The 23,749-nt window shown below is 43.6% G+C and carries 16 protein-coding genes; 4 read left to right on the top strand and 12 right to left on the bottom strand.

What is annotated here, in order from left to right; genetic code table 11:
- Window positions 1–6: 6 nt before the first annotated feature.
- The 6 genes from POV27_RS01315 to POV27_RS01290 form a co-directional block, all read right to left on the bottom strand.
- A complete protein-coding gene (locus tag POV27_RS01315; RefSeq protein ID WP_272860922.1) occupies window positions 7–1,143 on the bottom strand; it encodes a hypothetical protein in 1,137 nt (378 codons plus the stop codon).
- Window positions 1,144–1,193: 50 nt separating this feature from the next.
- Window positions 1,194–1,469 carry a FoF1 ATP synthase subunit delta/epsilon gene (locus tag POV27_RS01310; protein ID WP_272860921.1) on the bottom strand — a complete coding sequence of 92 codons (276 nt, stop codon included), beginning with the start codon at window positions 1,467–1,469 and terminating at the stop codon, window positions 1,194–1,196.
- Between the two features lie 75 nt (window positions 1,470–1,544).
- Complete coding sequence (gene atpD / locus POV27_RS01305) at window positions 1,545–3,050, bottom strand: F0F1 ATP synthase subunit beta (RefSeq protein WP_272860920.1); 1,506 nt, start codon at window positions 3,048–3,050, stop codon at window positions 1,545–1,547.
- 129 nt (window positions 3,051–3,179) lie between these two features.
- Window positions 3,180–5,027 carry a glutamine--fructose-6-phosphate transaminase (isomerizing) gene (glmS, locus tag POV27_RS01300; RefSeq protein ID WP_272860919.1) on the bottom strand — a complete coding sequence of 616 codons (1,848 nt, stop codon included), beginning with the start codon at window positions 5,025–5,027 and terminating at the stop codon, window positions 3,180–3,182.
- Between the two features lie 15 nt (window positions 5,028–5,042).
- On the bottom strand, window positions 5,043–6,644 hold the full coding sequence (locus POV27_RS01295) for a BamH family beta-barrel-assembly machinery protein (RefSeq protein ID WP_272860918.1): 1,602 nt from the start codon (window positions 6,642–6,644) through the stop codon (window positions 5,043–5,045).
- Between the two features lie 22 nt (window positions 6,645–6,666).
- A complete protein-coding gene (locus tag POV27_RS01290) occupies window positions 6,667–7,476 on the bottom strand; it encodes a glycogen/starch synthase (RefSeq protein ID WP_272860917.1) in 810 nt (269 codons plus the stop codon).
- A 101-nt stretch (window positions 7,477–7,577) separates the two neighbouring features.
- Here POV27_RS01290 and panC point away from each other — a divergent pair, with 101 nt between their 5' ends.
- The 4 genes from panC to POV27_RS01270 are packed head-to-tail and all read left to right on the top strand — an operon-like array spanning window position 7,578 to window position 11,001.
- A complete protein-coding gene (gene panC, locus POV27_RS01285) occupies window positions 7,578–8,429 on the top strand; it encodes a pantoate--beta-alanine ligase (protein WP_336375824.1) in 852 nt (283 codons plus the stop codon).
- 45 nt (window positions 8,430–8,474) lie between these two features.
- Window positions 8,475–8,825 carry an aspartate 1-decarboxylase gene (gene panD, locus POV27_RS01280; RefSeq protein WP_272860916.1) on the top strand — a complete coding sequence of 117 codons (351 nt, stop codon included), beginning with the start codon at window positions 8,475–8,477 and terminating at the stop codon, window positions 8,823–8,825.
- A 1-nt stretch (window position 8,826) separates the two neighbouring features.
- Window positions 8,827–9,792, top strand: a complete 966-nt coding sequence (locus POV27_RS01275; protein WP_272860915.1) for a lysylphosphatidylglycerol synthase transmembrane domain-containing protein — start codon at window positions 8,827–8,829, stop codon at window positions 9,790–9,792.
- A gap of 54 nt (window positions 9,793–9,846) precedes the next feature.
- The gene (locus tag POV27_RS01270; RefSeq protein ID WP_272860914.1) at window positions 9,847–11,001 is read left to right on the top strand and encodes an alpha/beta hydrolase; all 1,155 of its coding nucleotides are present in this window, start codon (window positions 9,847–9,849) and stop codon (window positions 10,999–11,001) included.
- 79 nt (window positions 11,002–11,080) lie between these two features.
- On the opposite strand, the gene POV27_RS01265 is transcribed toward POV27_RS01270, so the two are convergent.
- The 6 genes from POV27_RS01265 to POV27_RS01240 are packed head-to-tail and all read right to left on the bottom strand — an operon-like array spanning window position 11,081 to window position 23,745.
- The gene (locus POV27_RS01265; RefSeq protein ID WP_272860913.1) at window positions 11,081–11,659 is read right to left on the bottom strand and encodes a hypothetical protein; all 579 of its coding nucleotides are present in this window, start codon (window positions 11,657–11,659) and stop codon (window positions 11,081–11,083) included.
- Entirely contained in the window at window positions 11,643–15,068 is a 3,426-nt protein-coding gene (locus POV27_RS01260; protein WP_272860912.1) for a translocation/assembly module TamB domain-containing protein, read from the bottom strand. Before POV27_RS01260 ends, POV27_RS01265 begins: the two co-directional genes overlap by 17 nt.
- A gap of 10 nt (window positions 15,069–15,078) precedes the next feature.
- Complete coding sequence (locus tag POV27_RS01255; protein ID WP_272860911.1) at window positions 15,079–18,423, bottom strand: hypothetical protein; 3,345 nt, start codon at window positions 18,421–18,423, stop codon at window positions 15,079–15,081.
- A 5-nt stretch (window positions 18,424–18,428) separates the two neighbouring features.
- Window positions 18,429–19,106 (bottom strand): outer membrane protein, encoded by a 678-nt coding sequence (locus tag POV27_RS01250; RefSeq protein WP_272860910.1) that lies wholly within the window; start codon window positions 19,104–19,106, stop codon window positions 18,429–18,431.
- 8 nt (window positions 19,107–19,114) lie between these two features.
- Window positions 19,115–19,609, bottom strand: coding sequence for a T9SS type A sorting domain-containing protein (locus tag POV27_RS01245; protein ID WP_272860909.1), 495 nt, complete (start codon window positions 19,607–19,609; stop codon window positions 19,115–19,117).
- A gap of 5 nt (window positions 19,610–19,614) precedes the next feature.
- Complete coding sequence (locus POV27_RS01240) at window positions 19,615–23,745, bottom strand: HYR domain-containing protein (protein WP_272860908.1); 4,131 nt, start codon at window positions 23,743–23,745, stop codon at window positions 19,615–19,617.
- Window positions 23,746–23,749 lie beyond the last annotated feature (4 nt).

Raw genomic sequence — 23,749 nt, 5'->3', positions numbered from 1 at the left:
ACTCGCTTACGACGAAAGAAGATCAATATCCTCGTTCTTAATGCTCCTTGGACCAGAGGGCGCCGTCTCATCGATGAGGTCTACGTTAAACTTTAAGGCCAATCGTTTTCCCATTTTTAGGGCTGTTTCATAGTCCCCGTATTTTCCCAATTTGAAAGACTTGTCTCTGTTATATCCAAAACGAATGCGGTACATTTCGTCCTTCGTCTTGTATACAGATACATATTCATAGTTTCTAATGAGCATCCAGTGACCGTATTCCAAAGGACCCATTCTATAGATTCTTCGGTATTGTCCATTTTTAAAATCGAACAGATAGTCCCTCACCAAAAAGAGCGTAGCCGCCAAAGCCGTCAACATAAGAACTATATATCCCAGCAAGGGTAATCCTTTTTCGAATTGAAAATCTTGTCTCACCCAAAGATCGATTAAGAAAAATACGCCCATCAACGCAGCACCAAAAAGAAACAAGGCCAGAGCGTTTTGCCAAAAGGGACGCTTCCCCTCGCTGAAATAGGCACTAATTTCCCGGTTTTCTGGAGATACATAAGGGGCCTTTTTATTTTTCCAGTATTCTTCAATAATCGCATTATGCACGGGAATGGAAAGCGCGTTGCTTATTTCATTCACTCGGCTTAGGGCCTTCCATTCTTTCCTTATTTCGAATAGATTCAAGTATTTATGATCATCGTAGAACAACCTTCCTTCGTGATGCTTTGTATAGCTTCGCAATACCGAAACATATTCCAAACGTTCATACTTTATAATCGATCTCTTAAAAACAACCCCAGCGACACTTTTATGAATGACGATGTGCTTTTTTGAAACATTTACAAGCACGTCAATTTGGGTTCCTAGCACGAAACCGGCATAAAAGGGAATAGTCGCTACAAAGAATCCTGCGATTGGGTGGTAGGCTCTGGAGTCGTAGTTTTCAAAAATATAAGGAACCGTAAAACCGTAAATTACGAGGAAAAAGGAAAGGGTAAAGAAGAAAAGCGATAGAAATCGACGACCATAGGATAGTCTTCCTTCTATTTTATAGACGTAATCCATTACTCCTGCCATGGGGGCAATAATACAAAAATCCCGAACTCCTTTCGGAATTCGGGATTCGTATTTTGAAATGATGTGTTTTGTCACTTCGATACAATTCTGCAAGCAGAATCACTCAGTGACCTAACTAGGCTTTTTTAGTCAGCCAATACAATCACTTTGTTGTCACTCATCTGAACGGTACCGCTGTTGATCTCCAATATCCATTTCCCGTCTGCTTGGGTGAACTTGCTTTCGAAACCTTCTGCAATAGTAGGGTTTCCAGCAAATTTCACTTTTCCTTCTCCTAGCAAGGATACGATAGGTGCGTGACCGTTCAACATTTGGAATTCACCATTCACACCTGGAACCGTTACGCTTTCTACGTCACCGCTTACCAAAGATGCTTCTGGAGTTACTATTTCTAGATACATGTTTTTCAGTTTTCAGTTCTCAGTTTTCAGTAAGCAGTAACTGCAAACTGCTTATGTAAACTGTATACTTAATTTTTAAGCTTCCGCCAACATTTTGTCTCCAGCTTCGATCGCTTCTTCGATCGTACCTTTCAAGTTGAAAGCTGCTTCTGGTAGGTGATCCAACTCACCGTCCATGATCATGTTAAATCCTTTGATGGTATCTTTAATATCTACCAAACATCCTGGGATTCCTGTAAACTGCTCTGCTACGTGGAAAGGCTGGGAAAGGAAACGTTGTACACGACGTGCACGTCCTACCGCAAGCTTATCTTCTTCAGACAATTCTTCCATACCCAAGATGGCAATAATGTCCTGAAGCTCCTTATAACGTTGTAACAACTCTTTTACACGCTGTGCACAGTTGTAGTGCTCATTTCCAAGGATATCGGCTGTAAGAATACGAGAAGTAGAATCCAATGGGTCTACCGCAGGATAGATACCTAGCTCGGCAATCTTACGAGACAATACTGTAGTTGCATCCAAGTGGGCGAAAGTTGTCGCTGGTGCGGGGTCTGTTAAGTCATCCGCAGGTACATATACCGCCTGTACAGAAGTAATGGATCCTTTCTTAGTAGAGGTAATACGCTCCTGCATGGTACCCATCTCGGTTGCCAAGGTTGGCTGATATCCTACCGCAGAAGGCATACGCCCTAGAAGTGCAGATACCTCAGAACCGGCCTGTGTAAAACGGAAAATGTTATCTACGAAGAAAAGTACGTCTTTTCCTTGTCCATCTCCAGCTCCATCACGGAAATACTCTGCAATGGTCAATCCAGAAAGTGCTACACGAGCACGTGCTCCAGGAGGCTCGTTCATCTGTCCGAATACGAAAGTTGCTTTGGATTCTTTCATTACAGCTTTGTCAACTTTAGAAAGATCCCAACCACCTTCTTCCATAGAATGCAAGAAGTCATCACCATACTTAATAATTCCGGATTCCAACATCTCACGAAGCAAGTCATTTCCTTCACGAGTACGCTCTCCTACTCCCGCAAATACAGACAAACCACCGTGTCCTTTTGCAATATTGTTAATCAACTCCTGAATCAATACGGTTTTACCTACCCCGGCACCACCGAACAATCCAATCTTACCTCCTTTTGCATAAGGCTCGATAAGGTCGATTACCTTGATCCCGGTAAACAACACTTCGGTAGAAGTTGATAAATCTTCAAACTTAGGTGCTTCACGGTGGATAGGAAGACCGTTATCTCCTGCTTTAGGAAGGTTCCCAATACCATCGATCGCATCTCCAATTACGTTGAACAAACGCCCGTATACTTCCTCACCAATTGGCATTTGGATAGGCGCTCCAGTTGCTACAGCATCCACACCACGGCTCAAACCATCGGTAGAGTCCATGGAGATGGTACGTACGGTGTTCTCACCAATGTGAGACTGTACCTCTAGTACCAAGGTAACTCCGTTATTCTGTACTTCTAATGAATCGTAAATTTTCGGAAGTTCTGTTCCCGTAGCAAACGCAACGTCTACTACCGGCCCGATAATCTGTGCAACTTTTCCTGTAACTTGTGACATTTCTAAGTGTTTATTTTTTAGTACTGTTAGGAACGGAAAATCCCACTCCTAAAAATCGGTGCAAAGATAGGTTTTTCTGTCACAAAAATGCAACCGAATGAAGTAAAATTTTGAATGGAAATTTCGGGATTATTCTACCGTAACGCTCTTCGCCAAATTACGCGGCTGATCTACATTTTTACCTAGCATCACCGCAATGTGATATGACAGCAATTGTAAAGGTATCGTAGTTACCAATGGACTCAAGGTTTCTGGGGTTCTAGGCACCTCCATCACATAATCGGCCAAGTTTCTTACCACCGTATCTCCTTCGGTTACCACAGCGATGATCTTTCCTTTTCGGGCCTTGATTTCCTCGATATTGCTTACCACTTTTTCATAGTGGTTACTGTTTACCGCAATAACAACTACGGGCATCTGCTCATCGATCAAAGCAATGGGACCGTGCTTCATTTCGGCTGCGGGATATCCTTCGGCATGGATATAGGAAATCTCTTTCAGTTTAAGCGCACCCTCTAAAGCTACTGGGAAATTATACCCTCTTCCCAAGTACAGGAAGTTGGCCGCATCCATAAATACATGCGCGATCTCTTTGATATTCGGCTCGCTTTTCAGCGCTTCTGCCACATGCGATGGGATCATTTCCAATTCACGAAGATGGGTCATATAATCCCCTTTAGAAATGGTTCCTTTTTCATTGGCGAGTCGCAAAGCGATCATGGTTAAAACCGTAATTTGGGTCGTAAAGGCCTTGGTAGACGCTACCCCAATTTCGGGACCAGCGTGGGTATAGGTTCCACTGTGGGTCTCCCTAGAAATGGAAGATCCTACTACATTACACACCCCATATACAAAAGCACCGCGCTCTTTAGCCAATTTAATCGCTGCCAAGGTATCTGCGGTCTCACCACTCTGGGAAATTGCAATGACCACATCCTTTTCACCGATCACTGGATTGCGGTACCTAAATTCGGAAGCATATTCTACTTCCACCGGAATACGGGCCCAATCCTCGAAGATATATTCGGCTACTAAGCCTGCATGCCATGAGGTTCCACAGGCAACGATGATGATGCGATCTGCATTCAGGAATTTTTGGATGTGATCTTCCAATCCACCCAACTTGATAATCCCACGATCGGCCAATAATCGACCGCGATACGTATCTTTTATTACGGAAGGTTGCTCGTTGATCTCTTTCAGCATGAAGTGATCATAACCACCTTTCTCTATCTGCTCTAGATTCAGCGCCAATTCGTGAATGTACGGATCTACAAGACTGTCGTCCTTTATCTTCCGAACTTTTACACCTTTCCTTTTGCTTATAATGGCCATCTCTTCATCCTCTAAATAGATGGCATTATTGGTAAACTCAATGAAGGGAGTAGCATCACTGGCAACGAAGAACTCATCGTCTCCCATACCAATGGCTAAGGGGCTTCCTAATTTGGCCACCACAATCTCATTGGGCTTGTTTCTATCGAATAAAGCAATGGCATAAGCCCCAACCACCTGATTCAAGGCAATTTGAACGGCTTTTCCAAGCTTTACATTATGTTGTTTCTTGATTTCCTCGATCAGGTTCACCAAGACTTCGGTATCGGTGTCGCTAGTGAAGGTATACCCTCGATTTAGCAATTCTTGCTTGATCGAAGCGTAATTTTCTATAATTCCGTTGTGAATAATCACCAAGTCCCCACTATTGGAATAATGAGGGTGCGAATTGATATCGTTCGGCACACCGTGGGTTGCCCATCGGGTATGTCCTATCCCTAATTTTCCTTGAGTAGAAATCTCCGATGCGACGCGGGATTCCAAATCGGCTACTTTACCTTTTGTTTTGGAAACTTGAATGTGTGTCCCATCGTACAAGGCTACCCCCGCACTATCATACCCTCTATATTCTAGTCGTTTTAGACCGTTTAAGATGATTGGGTACGCTTCTCTTTCTCCAATATATCCAACAATTCCACACATAAACTTTACTTTAAATTATTCAGGTACAGTAAAGAAGATTTGCAGCCTTAGCCTTTTGTCTTCATTTGTAGATCTATTACCATGCAATACGGTTCCTTCGTGAGAAGTAATTGAGGTAGCAGGAAGTCTTTCCAACGAAATTACGTTGGATGGATCGGAAGCATCTACTTCGATAGGGTTTCTTAGGTCCCTAAAATCCACCTGGCTCGCATTATTGGTAACCAAAAGTGCCAAGGGAACGTTTAGGGAATCCCTGTTGATAAGGTTACTTACGTGTGTGGTGATTCTAATTTTATAGAAATCCCCAATATTGTCTGAACCGCGCTCCAACCTTCCCAAATGCGTAGTGATGGCATCAACGGGTTGGTTACTAGAGGTAAGGTCTACCGAATAATCGGCCAATACCCTTTGGTTCTTGGTTTCGTAAATGATAAGTCTTTCCGGTTCTTTAGCACCCCCAGGAATTTGGGATTGGTCCACATAGAAAATAAGGTTGGCTTCATTGATGATCCAATCCTCCTCACGTAGCTCCTCAAGATCATCGATCCCATTGCCATTGTCATCGGTACCGAAAAGGTCAATCATAGTGACAATACCTTCACTTCCTCTTACATACAACCTTTCTTCCCCATCTGTTGTGTTGGGGCTACTAAGCTGTGCTGCAATGCCTGCGGGAACATTTGTATCGAATACATTTACATTAATTCCCCTAAAGTTCATTTCAAAATTACTCAGGACACGAACAATATCACCGTTATCATCGGTCTCCTGATTGCCATTTTCATCCAAGGTTGTAGTTTCGGATGAATAATGCATGGTAAGGGTCATTTCCTGCTCATCGAAAAGGAAAAGATTATCTCCAGATTGGGCTTCTTCTACCTTTATATATAATCCACGGAAAAATTCTGTGAAGTTATTGTTGGTCAACAATTCCGGTTGACCTTCGCGATCGTATATCTTTTCCTGAAAGAAGCTAATGGGAAGCTCCATTACCAATCCTGGATTTAGGGTAATGGTATCTCCCGTACTTTCAAAAATCACTTCTTGCTCCTGATCGGAAACCACAAAATCATCAACCTGTGCCAATAACTCTCCCATTTCTGGATCGAATTCACTGGCCTGATTGGAATAATATTGCTGTGCCTCTTCAAAATCGGCATCGGGATCTAAGTTTCGCAACAAGAAATTCGATTCGTATACAGACACACGCATTGGCGTACTCCCAACTACCGAATCTAATGTAAAGGTAGTTTCACCATCGGTAGTGGTGTTATTGGAAAAATAAGGAACGTATAATACGACTCTTTCTATTTCTGGACTTAAGGTGTCGTTAGGGAATGTAGGGTCTGGATTCGCCATAAGCACCTGTCCCAAGAAATTAGCCTTGGATTGTCCATAAACCGGGTCGTTGAAGATTCCCAGTTGATAAGCAGACAAACCGTTGGTCTGTACACCGTTCAATGCCCTACTGTAGGCGGTAACATCCATCACCGTATCTGGGGTGGTGAAATTTTGAACAATGATATCGGTATCTATGGTACTAAAATCTTCTTCGCAGGAAGCAAGGGCTACGATAAGGGTGAAAATTACTCCGATCTTGAGTAATAAATTCTTCATGTTCATACTTCAAATAAAGGTATTAATCTAGCACTTCTGTTTGGTAAAAGTCCAAATAAGCCCGTTCAACTTCTTCTTTATTGTGATATTTTAACACAGGCTTTTCGAGTTTTTTAAGATACGCATCGAAATCGGAAGAAATATCGTTAGATGCTACAATCACCGCATCACTGTTGTCTATGGCCGTCTTCATTACGTTGAAATAATCCGGACTGGACAGGTGTGCCACTTTTTCTTCAGGGATTTCGTCGAATTTAATTTTATTGATCAGCTCTGTATTTAACGTGTCGTTGAAGCCTTGATTGTATAAAGAGGTAACTATTTTACTGTTCTCAAACAACGGTTCGTTACTATAATAAGTCCTAAGGTACAACGGCAAGAAAGAAGCCAACCAACCGTGCACGTGAATAATGTCCGGAGACCAATTCAGTTTTTTCACGGTTTCGATCACTCCTTTGGCGAAAAAGATCGCACGCTCATCATTGTCTGGGTAAAAATTCCCTTCTTCGTCTGCATAGGTCGCCTTACGCTTGAAGTAATCTTCATTGTCTATAAAGTATACCTGCATACGCTCTTTGGGGATGGAGGCTACCTTTATGATAAGGGGCATGTCCAAATCATTGATGACCAAATTCATCCCAGAAAGACGAATGACTTCGTGAAGTTGGTGACGACGCTCGTTAATATTTCCGTATCGGGGCATAAAGATGCGTATTTGACCACCGTTGCCATTGACCATGCGCGGAGCTTCGAACGACATGGAAGAAATCTCGGTCTCCGGAAGATATGGAATCACCTCAGAAGACACATACAAGACTCTCTTATCTTTCATAAATTCTATTATTTACTTGGCTTATTTATAGAATGCGCAAAATTACGAAAATTTATGCAGATTGCGCTTTATATCTTAATTTTGCGCGATTTCGTTCTATTATGATATATCACCAACAGGAAATCCTACGCAAAGAATTGGATTCTTTTTCTCAAAAAAAGCAATCCGTTGGCTTTGTTCCCACTATGGGGGCATTGCATGAAGGTCACCTTTCACTAGTAGAAAAAGCCCTTTCGGAAAACGAAGTGGTTGTCGTAAGTATTTTCGTAAACCCCACCCAATTCGATAATGCTTCCGACCTCGAAAAGTATCCCCGCACCTTGAAGGCCGATGCCCAATTACTCAACACCCTGAAGGGAACCATTTTCATCTACGCACCCAATGTGGCCGATCTTTATGGAGAAACTGTTATATCCAAAAAATATAACTTCGGTGGATTGGAGCACGCCATGGAAGGAAAATACAGAACGGGGCATTTCGATGGTGTAGGTACAGTGCTTAATTTGTTGTTCCGTGCCTTACAACCCACAAGAGCCTATTTTGGAGAAAAGGATTTTCAACAATTGCAAATCGTTCGCAGATTGGTAGCGATTGAGCAACTTCCGGTTACCGTTGTTGGCTGCCCTATTTTAAGGGAATCTCACGGGCTGGCTATGAGCTCCCGCAATCAACGACTTACGGCAACACAGTTTAAGGAAGCCGATCTTATCTATAAGACCTTGAAAAAGGTACGGGAACATTTTCTCGAAGAAAGCATCCCTACCCTACAAGCTATGGCGGAGGGGATCTTTGCAGAAAGCGCTCATTTGGAATTGGAATATTTCGAAATCGCCAATATCGAGAATCTAAAGACCGCGCGACGAAAACGAAAAGGCAATTCGTATCGTGCTTTCGTGGCAGCCTATGCTGGGGAAATTAGACTCATAGACAATATGGAACTCCCTAAAATATAAATTGGGGTTTCAAAAAAACTAAAATCATAATCGTATCTTTGCGCCATGCAAATTCACGTAGTTAAATCGAAGATTCACAGAGTAAAAGTAACGGGTGCAGACCTTAATTATATAGGTAGTATCACAATTGATGAGGATCTTATGGACGCCGCCAATATAGTGGAAGGCGAAAAAGTGCAAATTGTAAACAATAACAATGGCGAGCGCCTCGAAACCTATGCGATTCCTGGCCCGAGAAACAGTGGGGAAATCACCCTAAATGGAGCTGCAGCCAGAAAAGTAGCACCTGGGGACATCCTTATTCTCATTACCTATGCCATTATGAGTATAGAGGAAGCCAAGCAGTTTAAGCCTGCTTTGGTATTCCCTAACGAGGAGAATAACCTACTCATCTAGTTTGAATAAATCCCTCTCAAAATTCCTCCAAATTGCCATTCCCCTAGCTTTGGGGATATTCCTTATTTGGTACATCTACGGAAAATTTACGCCGGAACAGAAGGAGCAGGTGTTGTTTCATTTTAAAAATGCAAATTACGCCATAGTAGCATTGGCTGTGTTACTGAGCATTTTTAGTCATGTGATACGCGCCTATCGTTGGAATTTCATGCTAGAACCCCTTGGCTATCGCCCCAAGCTCCTAAACAATTTCATGGCCGTCTCCATTGCCTATGTCATGAATATTTTCATTCCGAAAAGTGGAGAAGTTTCGCGGGCCTTAGTATTGAGCAAATACGAAAAGGTTCCTTTCGATAAGGGCTTTGGGACTATCATTTCTGAAAGGATCGTTGACCTTATTCTACTTTTCCTCTTTACTATGATTGCCCTGTTATTGGAATTCGACACTTTGTATACCTATCTGAAGGAAATCGTCCCGGTTAAAAAAATCGGTATTGCCATTGCTGGACTGGCCCTATTGGGAATTCTCTTCCTTCTGTTTATGAAATACTCCAAAAACGCGCTTAGCCTAAAAATAAAAAAGTTGATTTCTGGACTAAAGGATGGTGTGCTGAGTATCGCTACTATGCGCAAAAAAGTGCCATTTATTATTCACAGCCTTCTTATTTGGGTTTTGTACATCCTATCCTTCTATACGGCTACCCAAGCCTTACCAGACACTTCCACAATTAGTGTCGGGACGGTGATCATTACCTTCGTTGTGGGAAGTTTTGCCTTCGCCTTTACCAATAGCGGTTTTGGGACCTACCCAGCAGCCATTATGGGAATTTTGTTGGTATTTGGCATTCCCGAAACCTTGGGAACGGCTTTCGGATGGATCGTATGGACCTCCAATATCGCAGCCATTTTACTTTTCGGGGCACTTTCCTTTATTTTCCTGCCTATATACAATAGGAATAGGCTATAAGGGAACATCGCTTTTCAAAATTTACTATCTTACCCTCCTAAATCAATGCTGAACATGAAACGAATCCTACTACCTGTTTTTGGCTTACTACTTGCGTTTTCGGGTCTGGCCCAATCTAAGGTTATTTATGAAGAGATTACCTCTATGAAATTAGGGGAATCCCGAAGGTTAAAAATTCAATTGCCGAGGGATTATGAAGAAAATGTGGACAAGTCCTATCCTATAGTACTTGTACTAGATGCCAATTACCTGTTCGAACCGGTAGCAGGGAATGTAGATTACTTTAGTTATTGGGAAGACATGCCAGAGGCCATCGTTGTGGGAGTCATGCAGGGGGATAAACGCTATGACGACTGTCACTACGACGACACCAATTTTATGCCCGCAGAAACGGGAGCCGATTTCTTCGAGTTCGTAGGGTTAGAATTGATGCCTTATATTGATAGTGCTTTCCGTACGGCCAAATTCGTGATTGCCGTAGGACATGACTTTACGGCCAATTACATTAATTATTACCTTTTCAAAGACCCGCCGTTGTTCAATGGATACATTAGTTTGAGCCCGGACTTGGCTCCTATGTTGGATGATCGCCTTCCACAGCGAATTCCCAACATTCAGTCCAAACTGTTTTATTATATGGCTACGGGAACGGACGATATTAAGGACTTGATGGAAATAACCGAAGACCTTAACAAGAAGCTAAGCCCGTTAAAGTCCGAAACTTTCTCCTATTACTACGATAACTTCGAAGGTGCTACGCACTATTCTTTGGTAGCGCGCGCCATTCCATCGGCCATGGAGAAGATATTTTCGGTATACCGCCCTATTTCAAAACAAGAGTACAAAGATGTTTTACTGAAAACGGAGATGCCCATTCACCAGTATCTCGTTGATAAGTACAAAACCATAGAAGATCTTTTTGGGCTTACCAATCCCATTCGTGTGAACGATTATTTAGCAACGGCACGTGCGAGCGAAAAGCGAAAGCAGTGGGAATCATTAAAAGAAATTGCCATCATGGCCAAACAACAATATCCCGATACCAATTTGGGAGACTATTATTTGGGTCGCTATTATGAAGAAGTGGGCGAACCCAAAAAGGCCATGCGTATCTTCCAGGGAGCTTTCGACAAGGAAGAAGTAGACTTTATCACCACAGACCTTATGCTGGACAAAGCGGATAAAATAAAAGAGGATTTCGGGTACTAACCGCTTATCCCTTTCCAAAAAAAAGCCCTCTACTGTAACAGTGAGGGCTTTTTAATTGGGTTAGTTGTTGAAATGAAAATTAGGATTTGGTTTTGGCTTCCTCGTTTCGGAAGTATTCGATATACGTAACAATCTCTTGGGTTCTTCGCAAGTAGTCCTCGAAAATATCGGGACGGTGAACATTGGGTTTCCCTTCGCTTAAATCCGTAATGGCCGGATCGAAGAAAGCATAGGTGTAAAAGGAAGCTACCACCACCTCATCGGTTGGGAAAGCTTTGTCATAAGCATAAATATAACGCACGACATCTTCCTTGTGGTCCGGATATAAATTCAGCATTTGCCAAAAGGCTTTTTGCATTTCGAACCTTGCCAAGCTCTGTTGTACATCTGCGAACGAATAGTTTTCTTTATACACGTTTTCGCGGTATGAAACATCTTTAATCAATTTCTGCGCTTCCTCACTAAAGATCATTTGGTTTCCTTCAATCTTCACGCCTGGGGTTTTTATTTCCTCGAACCAAACGCTTAAGGCTTCTTCACTTTTTTGAATCTGCGTTAACTGCTCTTGACTTAAGTAAAAAGTATCTTGCTCTTGTCCCCATCCTAGGGTTACCATTAGTAGGCATAGACCTAACCATAATTTATTCCTTACCTGCATAATCTTCAATTTGAGTTGTTGTATTGAGTTTTTCTGAAATTTCTTCGATTCTCTCCTCCAGTGTTTTCAATTTTGAATCCAAGGAGTTTTGCTGTGAGGCTATCTGCTGAAGGGCTTTCGCAAAGTCACCATTGTGAATCCCCACTACAGTATTTACCATCTTGGGGCCAGGGTTCTCATTTTCCTCCCAAGCGCGCCCTACGGCATATCGGAAGTCTTCGGTCTTCATATTCTCTGGGGCAATGGCCCTTCCGTATCCTGAAAAGTCAGGATTGGCAACAATATAATCCCCTTTATGCGCGGGTCCGATCACCTTCACAGGTACTTGACCGATAAAAGCCACCGCATTACCTAAATGCTTCTTTTCATGCGTAGGATCGTTCCCCAAAACAATGGGGCGATGCGATACTACCATCAATTGTTCGAAGTGGGTAAGGTCCTTGGATATTTTACCGCCTCTTACACCAACAATATCACCCGGTGTTACGTATTCACTCGGTGAAAAGCGCTCCAACCACTCGGCATAATCCCCGTTACCCGAAGTGTACTCCACACCCATTTTGTTGAATTTATTGATAAGGTCTACCATCGTGGCCCCTCCCCGCACTATCGATTTCAATAAATCGATGTTAATGAATCGGGAAGCGACATTGATCGCGTAAACATCATCCAAGATCGTACTATCGGCAAAGTCGGCTATAGACATGGCACGAATGGCTCCTGTCTTTCTCTGATCCCTATCCTGAAAGGTCATGTACTCGTTTTCCCTAGAAAGTGAATTTTGGAAAGGTACGGTTGGGATGCTCGGAATTCCCACATCTGGCAATCCAGCTTCGCTTAAAGTTGGTAATGCTGGAAGAAAATTATTGAAAGTAGGCGCTACATTCACCTGTGGTACCTGCAAAGCCGGAAATGCAATTTTTGGAATGGTTGGCACGCATACATTCACTGGAGGAATACATACCCGAATACAACCCGCAAATGGAAAACATACACTATAACAGTATTGCCCTGAACAAATGGGAGATAGCCCATTGAAGAACACGATTTCATTTTCGAAACCAGGAACGGCAAAAGAAGGCATGGTAACCGAAGGTACATTCTTTGGGAAATTAAGTTGCGCTTGTACTTCTTGAAAGACCAAATTGTTGATATTCCCAATAGAAGCGGCTCTTAAGGCCAAAGGACTCAGTCCCACAATCTCTCCCATGGTGAATGGTCCTGGATTCAGGAATTTGGTTTTCACCGTATTCAGTGCGGTAACATACAAAGGATCCGTAGGCGGTGTATTGTTCACTGGATCATTACTAATGAGCGTCTGATCGATTTTCAGAATACTACTCCCCGTCCATCTACCATGATCACGACCCAGTTTAATGAGGATTCCTCCTCCATCTCCTTGGTCGGCATTGGACAAGATTCCCAAATAGTTGGGGTTATCATCGATGACTGAAATTCCGCCAGTGGTAAGGCTCGTTAAGTTAGCGCCTCCCGTTACCGTAAGGTCGTTGTTTACGGTAGTTGCGTTGGCAATGGTAAATACGTTGTTGAGATTCACGGCGCCCGCCACGTTTAGGGTGCCGCTCAATCGCGTCTCTGCAACATTGTTCACATTAAGCGCGTTGAGTTCGGTCATTCCTTCCACCCCTAATCTTCCCGAAAGAAAGGTAGGGCTCCCATTGGTTACATCAAGATTGGATTGTACCGAGGTAATTCCATCTACCGTTAAGCTTCCTGTAAGTGCAGTGGCGCTTCCATTGGTAACGTCCAGTGAATTATTGATAACGGTTGCTTCGTCTACCACCAAGGTACCGCTCCAATAGGAGGGAGATTGAGCGGTAACCTGAAACATATTGTTTATGGTGGTACTACCGTCTACCTCGAGCGCTCCCGTGAACGCAGATGCTTCGGTATTGGTTACCGTAAGGTCATCGTTGAGGGTCGTTTGATTCAATACATCTAGGATTCCTCCCAAACTAGTATTCCCTTCTACATCTAAATCTCCGGACAAGGTGACTGCGGCGCCATTAAGAACATTGAGCTCATCATTAAAATTGGCAATTCCGGTTACCGTCATGTCATCTCCAAATAGGATTTCTCCGTTTACATTCAAGGGTCCTGAAAGGAAGGTTGGACTGCCATTAAGCACCAAAAGCCGCCCATTGAGTTGCGTAGCTAAGCCTACCGTAAGTCCTCCCGTTAATAGGGTTTCACTGGCATTGTTTACGCGTAAAAAGTTATTTAGATCTGTGGTTCCAAGGACCAATAGTTCACTGGCTAAAGCCGTTTGTCCCTCCACATTGAGAGTACCACTTAAAGTCGTTGGACTTCCATTGTTAACCGAAAGGGAGGTATTAAGGTTTGTATCCCCTTCGACGGTGACATCTTGTTGAAGCACCGTATCCCCGCCGATTGACATATCGCCAGAAACATTCACGTTGCTCCCATTGTTTACAAGAACATTCGAATTGAAATTGCTTTCCCCATCTACCGTAAGTGTCCCCGACAAATATGTGGGCCGTTGGTTGTCCACTCGTAAATCATCGTTTAAACTCGTAGCTCCATCCACATCGAGGGTTCTTCTTAGAACAGTAGCGTCTTCTACCGTTAACGTGCTATTCAGTTGTGTGGCCTCGCTCACAATAAGACGGTCTCCCAGACGGGTAGCGCCTTCAACATCCAATGTACTTTTCAATCGTGTAAGGCCATTTACTTCCAAGGTATTATTTAATTGGGTTGAATCTGCCACGGTTAGTCGACTGCGCAATTGGGTGGCTCCATCCACTTCCAAAGTCCCTGTAAAAAGTGTTCGTTGTTGGTTGTTTACATCTAAGGAGTTATTCAATTGAGTGGCACCTGTGACTTGTAGAATTCCTGTTAGCTCCGAAGAGCTCTCGTTATTCACATCTAACGAACTATTCAAATTCGTAATTCCGTCCACCACTAAATTCCCTCCAAATAGCACATCTCCTTCAGCTCTTAATGTGCCCGTGGCGGTAATGTCCCTGTGAAAGGCATAGGGAACAAATGTCAATGTCTGTTCATTGAGGTCATTGAATCGATCCCCGAGGTTAATTTCTACCCTCAAGTTTTTAGGAGCGCCATTCCAAAAAATGTCGGTAAACGCATTCTGGCTTATCTGTTCTCCTTGCCCTATGACCAAATTTATGATCCCGTGCGCATCGGTTTGCGTACTGTGCTGTTCACGATAGTCTACTTCGCCATTGCTATTTGTAATGGTGAATCGCAAGGTAACCGCTGCATTGGGTAAAATATTCCCACTAGCATTTACCCCAGGTAATTCCTGAATATTGGGGTCTAGAATAACAGCCTGATAAGTGAGTCCGTCCGTCTGTGCGTACAATCCAGCCCCAAGCAGAAAAATCAATATGTGTAAGAGACGTTTCATGGTTTTGGATTTAGTGATTGTTTTCCAATAGTTCTTCGGCCTTTTGATCCAAGGCATTTACTTTGGCTTCTATGGCTTTAAATTGTGCTTCGTAGGCTTTCTGTTTTTGTTGAAGTTTCTGTACTACGCTTACCCAATCCCCATTATGAACCCCAACTACTGTATTTACCATTTTGGGACCTTCGTTCTGGTTTTCTTCCCAAGATCTTCCTACAGCCAAGACAAAATCTTCGGCTTGCATCTCCTCTTGGGATTTCGCAACACCATACCCTCGAACGGTAGTATCTGCTACGATATAATCTCCCGTTTCCACAGGTCCCATGACCTTAACGGGTACTTGCCCCATAAAAGCCACGTTGTTACCCAAATGGGTTCGCTCGGGATCGGGGGTGTTTCCTAAAATGATTGGACGGTGCGAAACCACCATGATCTGTTCTACATTTTCCAAATCTTTGGTAATAAATCCGCCTTTCACGGCTACAATATCACCTGCTGTAATGTATTCTTCGGCATTCGATCTGGGCAACCATTCCGCGTAATCCCCATTACCCGAAGTGTACTCTACCCCAATATGATTGAACTTTTCGATAAGATTGGTCATCTCTACCGATCCGGCCACTACTTTATCCAATAGGTCCACTCCAATGAACTTGGAGATCACATTCATTAAATACACTGGATTACAAATCGTCTCATTGGCAAAATCCTGTAAGGATTGTGCTCGGATGCTTCCTGTTACCCGTCCATCTTTGTCTTGGAAGGAAACGTATTCGTTGTTTTTGTTCAGGGAACCTGCAATGGCCTGGGTAGGAATGGTGGGAAAGTCAATTCCTGGTAATCCCCCCGTATTATCTCCCGTAAGGGGTAAGGAAGGGATAAAATTGCCAATAGGACTGTTCAACACCTGGCTCGGAATACTCACCGAAGGCACCTGCCATCCAGGAATAGTCACATTTACAAAAGGAATGGTCACCCCTGGAAACGGTGGTGGCGGTGTTGGTGTCTGAGTCAAGGTGGTGAAAGGGAAATTCACTCCAGGTAAATTCTTGGGAAGTCCCAAACTGGAATTCATTTGCTGAAACACAAATTCATTAATCGAAAGAATACCGCCCGATCGCAGCCCCCCTGGGGCTAAGTTGATCATATCGGAAACCGAAAAGGTTCCGGGGGATTGAAACTGGGTCTTTATAATATTTATGGCACTCTGATAGGTAGGATCAATCGGCGGAATCCCAGCATCGGGATCACCAATTAACGGATTTACAATCTGAAGGATTTGAGTTCCGTCCCAAGCACCGTGGTTTTTCCCCAAACGAATCGCAATACCATCTCCATCTCCTGTGTTTGTATTTTCGAAAGTAGCCACAAAAGCTGGATTATCTCCAGAAATATTGATGCTTTGGGTATTGAGGCTTCCCAAGAACGTATTCCCCGTTACAGTTAAATCGTTATTTATGGTAGTCGCTCCAGCTACCGTCAAAGTGTTGTCCAAAGTAGTGGCACCCGTAACATTGAGAATCCCACTTAAATTAGTATCACTTCCATTGAGCACCGTAAGATTGCTATTCAAATTGGTATCCTCATCTACGGTAAGCGTTCCTGTTAATTTGGTTTCCGAACCATTTAAGACAGAAAGCGAATTATTAATGGTAGTAGCTCCATCGACATCCAAGGTTCCCGTAAGTGTTGTAGGAGACGCATTGGTCACATCCAAACTACTATTCAATGTAGTAGCCTCATCTACCGTAAGTGTTCCCGAAAGGTACGTTGGGCTCTGATTGGTCACATCCAACGAATTGTTCAAAGTGGTTTCGCCATCTACCTCCAAGGTTCCTGTTAAATACGTATCACTAGCATTCGCAACCGTTAATCCTTGGTTCAATGTAGTCGCTCCATCGACAATTAAAGTACCATCCATATCAGTATCTCCAGCTACATTCAATTCACCCGACAAATTGGTTGGCGCCCCATTATTCACAAAAACAAAACTGTTCAGATTGGTTACTCCATTTACCGTAAGGTTGTTATTAAGGTTCATGGCTCCTTCTACATCCAGGGTACCCGTTAATAGCGTTGGACTTCCATTGTTCACCGAAAGGCTGCTGTTGAGTTCCGTACCCAAATCGACGGTTAAACTTCCCGAAAGATTGGTTGGGCTTTGATTGTTCACATTAAGCTCATTTTCCAAGTTCGTGGGGCCATCTACGGTAAGGGAGCTTCCCAAGGTGGTTGCATTGGCTACATTCAAGGTCCCACTTAAGTTGGTGGGGCTATTGTTATTTACATTTAGAAGTCCATTTAAATTGGTATCCCCATCAACGGTGAGGTCATCCTCAAAGAGAGTAGACCCTTGCACCACTAAATCCCCTGAAACATTCAAGGAACTGTTATTGTTTATAGAAACATTGTCATTCAGATTGGTAACCCCATCTACCGTTAAGGTTCCCGTTAATCGCGTCGGACTTTGATTGGTTACATCCAGGGTATTGTTTAAGGTAGTGGCTCCATCCACTTCTAACGTGCTATTCAATTGGGTAGCATCGATTACGGTTAAGGTGCTGTTTAACTGCGTGGCTCCGTCTACTTCCAATGTACTATTCAGATTGGTAACACCATCTACTCCCAAGGTGCTATTCAATTCGGTAGCTCCTTCTACCCTTAGGTTATCATTCAACACGGTAAAACCATCAACTTCCAAGGTACTTCTCAGTTGGGTCTCTAAATCCACCAGTAAAATTCCCGTGAGATGCGTAGGACTTTCGTCGGTCACATCGAGGGTGCTGTTAAGATTGGTGGCACCGTCTACCGTAAGGGATCCCGATAATAAGGTTGGGCTCTCATTGTTGACCAAAAGGCGATCGTTTAAATCGGTAGTGCCTTCTACGACCAGATTGCCCCCTAAAATGACATTACCATCTACATCCATGTTTCCTGTCGCGATGATATCACGATGAAACGCATAAGGGATGAAGGTAAGTGACTGGTTGCTTAAATCGGTAAAGCGACCATTGAACTGAATCTCCACTTTTAAATCCTTTCGTGTTCCATCCCAGAAAATCTCAGTGAACAGATCGGTTCCTTGGGGTTGTCCTTGACCGATAATGACGTTTACCATTCCATAAGCGTCGGTTCGTGTATTCTGAATTTCGGAATAATCCCTATTCCCTGCTGCATTAAAAATGGTAAAACGCAATGTTACATCCGTATTGGGGAGAATATTCCCCGTAGCATTGTTCCCAGGCAATTCCTGCACATTGGGATCTATGATCATGGCTTGATAATGCAATCCATCGGTTTGAGCATAGGTTGCTACAGAAATGATGGCTATAAACAATAGAAGTAGTAACTTTTTCATGACTTCTAGTTTTGGGTTTCATTAGTGGTTCCTTCTACCGGAAATTCTTCTTGCTTTCTACAGGGGATATCGACCATAACACCTATTCCGAAGGAATGGACGTTGATTCTCAATTCTGTATTGGCAGAGTTGTTTTCGTCGTCCAATACCAATCCAGATCCGTACAGGTATTGGGCATAGATTTTTGCTTTTTCGGAAATATCGAAGCGAACTCCCCCTCCGCTCCGTAAAAACATTGCTACATCGTTAAACTCTTCAACATCCTTTACGTTAAAAACCTGACCATTTAAAGTCTGTACGCCATCTACCATTACCTCTGCATTGAAAGTGGCGATGAGATAAAAGGATACATCTTCGGTAATGGTAAAATCATAATCCAACCCAAGGTTAACACTCAGGTAGTCGATATCCCATTCAAAGAAATTACCGAGCACGTCATCGCTTCCTATAGCTCCATAGCTTTGATAGGCAAGGCCCGAGGTCAAGGACAAACTCTTGTACAGTTTATGTTTGTACCCAGCACTTACGTAGCTTTTGGTTTTGGATTGAAGGTTCTCTAATTCCTCTCCACTATCGTTTTTGAATTTGAAGTGCGAGGTATTCCTTCCAGCTTCTACAAATACTTGTTGTGCATAGCTGAAGGATCCGATGCATATAAAGACTAGGAGTAGTAGTTTTTTCATATCGATCGTTAGTTTTTTAATAGATTGGCCTTAAGTTGTTTGTTTTCTGAAGAGACCAAAAGCACATAGGCGGCTTTGGAAAGGAAGTCCAATTGCACTTCTATTTCTCCTGCGGGCTCATACGCTTTGTCATACACCAACCGCCCTTGCATATCGTATAATACTACCGATAATGGCCCGCTGATTTCTTCATTGAATTTTATCCGTACGGAACTTTCGAACGGATTGGGATATACCACCGCATCGAGATCGGTGTCCTCCTCAATGATACCTCGAACCCTGATCGGTGGTTGAATAAATCCCTGTCTCGCTGTAATACTTTCTGTGGCATAGGTACCAATAACACTTTGCTGCCCTATGGTTTGTTGTACTGTATATTCCTGCTCTCCCACAGCGACCGTTTCCGATCCACCTGCTGAACTTACCGTCGTACGAATCACTTGTTGGGAAGTTGCCGTTAGGCTTCCAAGGAGGAAAAAGACAATGATATAGCGTGTTTTCATAATCCTTATTCTTTAATGAGTTGCTGAATCCAAATCCCATTAACCGTAGTTACCTTCACGATGTACTGAGCCGAAGGCAATAGGGAAACATCCATGGAGATTTCGGTACTGGAAAGTCCTTCTTCCTTTTCCATAAGCACTCTGCCCAATAGATCGTAAATGGTTATTTTTTCAATCTGAACCGTGCCCGAATGTCTTAGGTAGATCTCTCCTGAAGTTGGGTTGGGAACCAATGTGCCCGAAAATGGATTTCCTGCTTCTTCTACCCCAAGCACCTCATCTACGATCAACTGGAAATTGCAACTTTCACTATTTCCGCTGTCGTCTTCGGCAGTGATGGAAACGGTATAGGTTCCCTCTGTTAATTGAGTGCCTGGTGTAGGGTTTTGGGAAACGATCGTAATAGGATCGGTACAGTTATCGTCTGCCGTTGCCAATCCTAAGGCAAAGTAATCCGGTACTGTAAATTGAGTTCCTATAAGGATTACTTCTGTCTGATTGGAGGGACAGAAAACCGTTGGATCGGTAGTATCCGTTATGGTAACGACGGCCAGACAACTAGCTGTATTTCCATAAATATCCGTTGCTGTGAGAGTAACATTATTAGGCCCTAGATCATCGCAATCGAAGGTATTCGTATCTATGGTTACCGAAGATAAGCCACAGGCATCCGTAGTACCTCCATCGATATCGGCTACTGTTATAAAGGCACTTCCCGAAGTATCCAATGAAATTGTGATATCCTGGCAGATAACCGCTGGTGGTACGTTATCCTCAACCGTGACTATGGCACTGCAATTGTCTACATTACCACTCGTATCCAAAACCGTAAGCAATATCGTATTGGATCCTACATTGGTACAATTGAAAAGGGTATTACTAGCCGATATACTTGCAATGCCACAGGCATCCGTGCTTCCACCATCAATATCGGCTGCCGAGATAAACGCATTTCCGCTGGCATCCAATTGTACGGTAATATTTTGACAAACGGCTTCAGGATCGGTATCATCTTCTATTGTTACAATGGCGGTACAAGTATCCGTATTTCCACTGGTATCGGTCACTGTTAGGGTTACCGCATTGGCTCCAAGGTTGGAACAATCAAAAGTATTTGGAGAAACGCTTAGGGAAGCGATTCCACAGAAGTCCGAACTACCGGCATCGATCTGTGAAGGATCGAGTGTTGCATTTCCATTAGCATCTAAAGGAAGAGTGATATTTTGGCAAACAGCCGTTGGGTTTATATCGTCCAGCACAGTTACCATAGCGGTACAACTGGCTGTATTTCCATTGACATCCATCACCGAAAGGGTGATAGTATTCGTCCCCACATCGGCGCAGCTAAAACTGCTTATGTCCAAACTGGAAGATGCAATTCCACAATTATCTGAACTGCCTGCATCCACATCACTTGGCAGAATGCTTGCATTTCCCGAAGCATCCAATATAACGGTAATGTCTTGGCAATTCACAGTGGGTGGAAGTGTGTCTTCTACCGTAACCACAGCTGTACACTGGGTGGTCAACCCACTGGCATTCATTACCGTTAATACCACACTGTTGGGCCCAATATTGGAACAATCGAAAGAGGCAATATCAATACTTGTCGTAGCTGTACCACAGGAAACGGTACTTCCTCCATCTACATCCGCAGCAGTAACGGAAGCCATTCCATTGGTATCTAATTGTATGGTTATGTCTTGGCAATTCGCTACTGGAGCGGTGGTATCTACAACAGTTACATTGGCAGTGGCCGTATCGGTATTTCCAGAATCATCGGTCACCGTTAAGGTCACGCTTACGGGACTTCCTGTATCCGAGCAAGTAAATGTATCCGGGGAAACGGATAACGAGACAATCGTACAATTATCGGTAGAACCGTTATCGATATCACTACCGGAGATAAATGCTTGCCCGCTGGTATTCAATACTACTGAAATATCACTAGCCATAGCCGTTGGATTCATAGCATCTTCAACCGTTACCTGTGCGGTACATGTTGCGATATTTCCATTGGTATCGGTTACCGTAAGTACTACATCATTTACCCCAATATCAGAACAGCTGAAACTTGTGATGTCCGCGACTACCGATGCAATTCCACAGGCATCGTTACTTCCATTATCCAATTGTGAAGCGGTAATGGTAGCATTTCCACTGGCATCCAATTGTACTGTGATATCTTGGCAAATCGCATTGGGATCTGTTGTGTCTTGAACGGTTACTTGAGCGGTGCAGGTAGACGTATTTCCATAGGGATCGGTAAGGGTTAACACCACATTGTTTACACCGATGTTGGAGCAATCGAAGGTAGAAACGTCAATACTTTGAACATCGATTCCACACGGGTCCTCGCTGGCTCCGAGAATATCGGCTGGCGTAATCGTAGCCATACCGTTGGCATCTAAAGTGACTGTAATATTTGCACATAGATTTTGAGGTGCTGTGGTATCCTGAAGGGTCACAAAAGCTGTTTGACTGGTTTCATTGCCAAATACATCGATGGCCGTTACCACTACGGGATTCGGATTACTAACAATATCGCTACAGTTGAATTGACTGGGTTCTACACGATAGCGGAGTACTTGACCTCCATTGCAATTGTCTACTGCTTCTGCCGTATATAATTCGCTAGCTTCCACAAAGGCATTTCCCATTGCATCCAGTGTCTTGGTGATGTTCATGACCAAGAAGGTAGGTACCACATTGTCCACTACTGTGACATTGGCAATACAACTATCGGTATTTCCGTTACCATCGTCTATGGTTAAAGTAACTTGAAGGGGGCTTTGCACTCCAAAGGGGGTAAATGTATAGGTGTTTATGGGAAATCCGGTTCCACTAATCGGTGGTACGGGCGGTGGTGGCGGTGCAGGATTGGTTAAGAATGTTCCCAGTGCTCCTGGACTACTGTAGGCCCACGTAGCATCGTCGAAATCGAAAACGCCTCCGTTTTGTTCGGTATTATCAATACGATACGCCCATCCATTGGTATAGGCCCAACGATCCAATCGGCCCAATTCTACGCCTAGTTGAATTTCGACCGCATTAATATCTCCAAACGTATCTACTGCAGTTCCATTATAGAAGAGGCTCACTACATCATTTCCATCTATATCTGCAGCGGTACTGGCTACATAGTCTGCCGAAATCCCAAAGAAATTGGTAAATACCGTATTATCTTGTGCAATGGTGATATGGGTTCCTGCAGGAATGACCGAACCGTTATTGGGAAAGGTAAATTCTTGAGTCACTACCCCTTCGGCCGGATTGGCCGATCCCAAACCATATAGATCCAAATCGCCAACGGGAACGTCTTTTATGGCATACAATTCTATAGCCCTTGGTCTCCCTGTAGTCGCCGTGTCACCTATAACTCCAGTAAGAATAAGTTCACGGGTGGGTAATGGATTCAACACATCGTCACAATCGAAAGTAGTTTGGCTTGCACTGAATGAAAGCGTGCCACACGAACTATATCCGGTAGAAGGATTGCCAGGGTCATCCAAATCCTGTGCTACGATTGAAACTGATCCCGATGCATCTAGAGTTAGGGTGATATCCTGGCAATTAGCTTGTACCGGCTCTGTCATTTCTTGAATCGTAATGTTCGCCATGCAATTGGAAGCATTACCAAAACTATCGGTTACCGTAAGGGTGACCATTTCGGACCCTACATCGGCACAAGTAAAGTTGGTTTTGGAAAGGGAGAAAAACACAGCTCCACAATTGTCGGACGATCCATTATCTACTTGACTGGTTAGTAATGTCGCATTCCCTGTACCATCCAACGTTAGGGTCACGGGTTGGCAAATCGCAGTAGGCGCAAGCAAATCGGCAACGGTCACAGTGGCCATACATGTATCGGTATTGCCTCCCCCATCCGTTGCAGTGAGGGTTACCGTATTAGGGCCTGCTTCTATGCAGGTAAACGTATCTATATCTATGGATAGGGTCACCGGGCCTTCGGCATCAAAGGATCCTCCGTCTACATCGCTCGCCATTATGGTAACCGAGCCCGTGGCATCTAACAAAGCAGTAAAGTTTGTACAAACGGCCGTAGGCGGGTTGGTATCCTGACCAAAAGTCAAGAAACTGGTAAGAAAAAAGACTAGGGGTATGACCTTTTTCATGGTT

Source organism: Aureisphaera galaxeae (assembly GCF_028561275.1).
GTDB classification, from domain to species: Bacteria; Bacteroidota; Bacteroidia; order Flavobacteriales; family Flavobacteriaceae; genus Aureisphaera; species Aureisphaera galaxeae.
This window is presented reverse-complemented; position numbering and strand designations above follow the sequence as displayed.

Excerpts from the sequence above, each read along its gene's own strand:
- POV27_RS01240 (WP_272860908.1), bottom strand. The coding sequence starts at position 23,745 with ATGAAAAAGGTCATACCCCTAGTCTTTTTTCTTACCAGTTTCTTGACT.
- POV27_RS01310 (WP_272860921.1), bottom strand. The coding sequence starts at position 1,469 with ATGTATCTAGAAATAGTAACTCCAGAAGCATCTTTGGTAAGCGGTGAC.
- POV27_RS01260 (WP_272860912.1), bottom strand. The coding sequence starts at position 15,068 with ATGAAACGTCTCTTACACATATTGATTTTTCTGCTTGGGGCTGGATTG.
- atpD (WP_272860920.1), bottom strand. The coding sequence starts at position 3,050 with ATGTCACAAGTTACAGGAAAAGTTGCACAGATTATCGGGCCGGTAGTA.
- POV27_RS01265 (WP_272860913.1), bottom strand. The coding sequence starts at position 11,659 with ATGCAGGTAAGGAATAAATTATGGTTAGGTCTATGCCTACTAATGGTA.
- glmS (WP_272860919.1), bottom strand. The coding sequence starts at position 5,027 with ATGTGTGGAATTGTTGGATATATTGGAGAAAGAGAAGCGTACCCAATC.
- panD (WP_272860916.1), top strand. The coding sequence starts at position 8,475 with ATGCAAATTCACGTAGTTAAATCGAAGATTCACAGAGTAAAAGTAACG.
- POV27_RS01245 (WP_272860909.1), bottom strand. The coding sequence starts at position 19,609 with ATGAAAACACGCTATATCATTGTCTTTTTCCTCCTTGGAAGCCTAACG.
- panC (WP_336375824.1), top strand. The coding sequence starts at position 7,578 with ATGATATATCACCAACAGGAAATCCTACGCAAAGAATTGGATTCTTTT.
- POV27_RS01295 (WP_272860918.1), bottom strand. The coding sequence starts at position 6,644 with ATGAAGAATTTATTACTCAAGATCGGAGTAATTTTCACCCTTATCGTA.
- POV27_RS01255 (WP_272860911.1), bottom strand. The coding sequence starts at position 18,423 with ATGAAAAAGTTACTACTTCTATTGTTTATAGCCATCATTTCTGTAGCA.
- POV27_RS01270 (WP_272860914.1), top strand. The coding sequence starts at position 9,847 with ATGAAACGAATCCTACTACCTGTTTTTGGCTTACTACTTGCGTTTTCG.
- POV27_RS01290 (WP_272860917.1), bottom strand. The coding sequence starts at position 7,476 with ATGAAAGATAAGAGAGTCTTGTATGTGTCTTCTGAGGTGATTCCATAT.
- POV27_RS01250 (WP_272860910.1), bottom strand. The coding sequence starts at position 19,106 with ATGAAAAAACTACTACTCCTAGTCTTTATATGCATCGGATCCTTCAGC.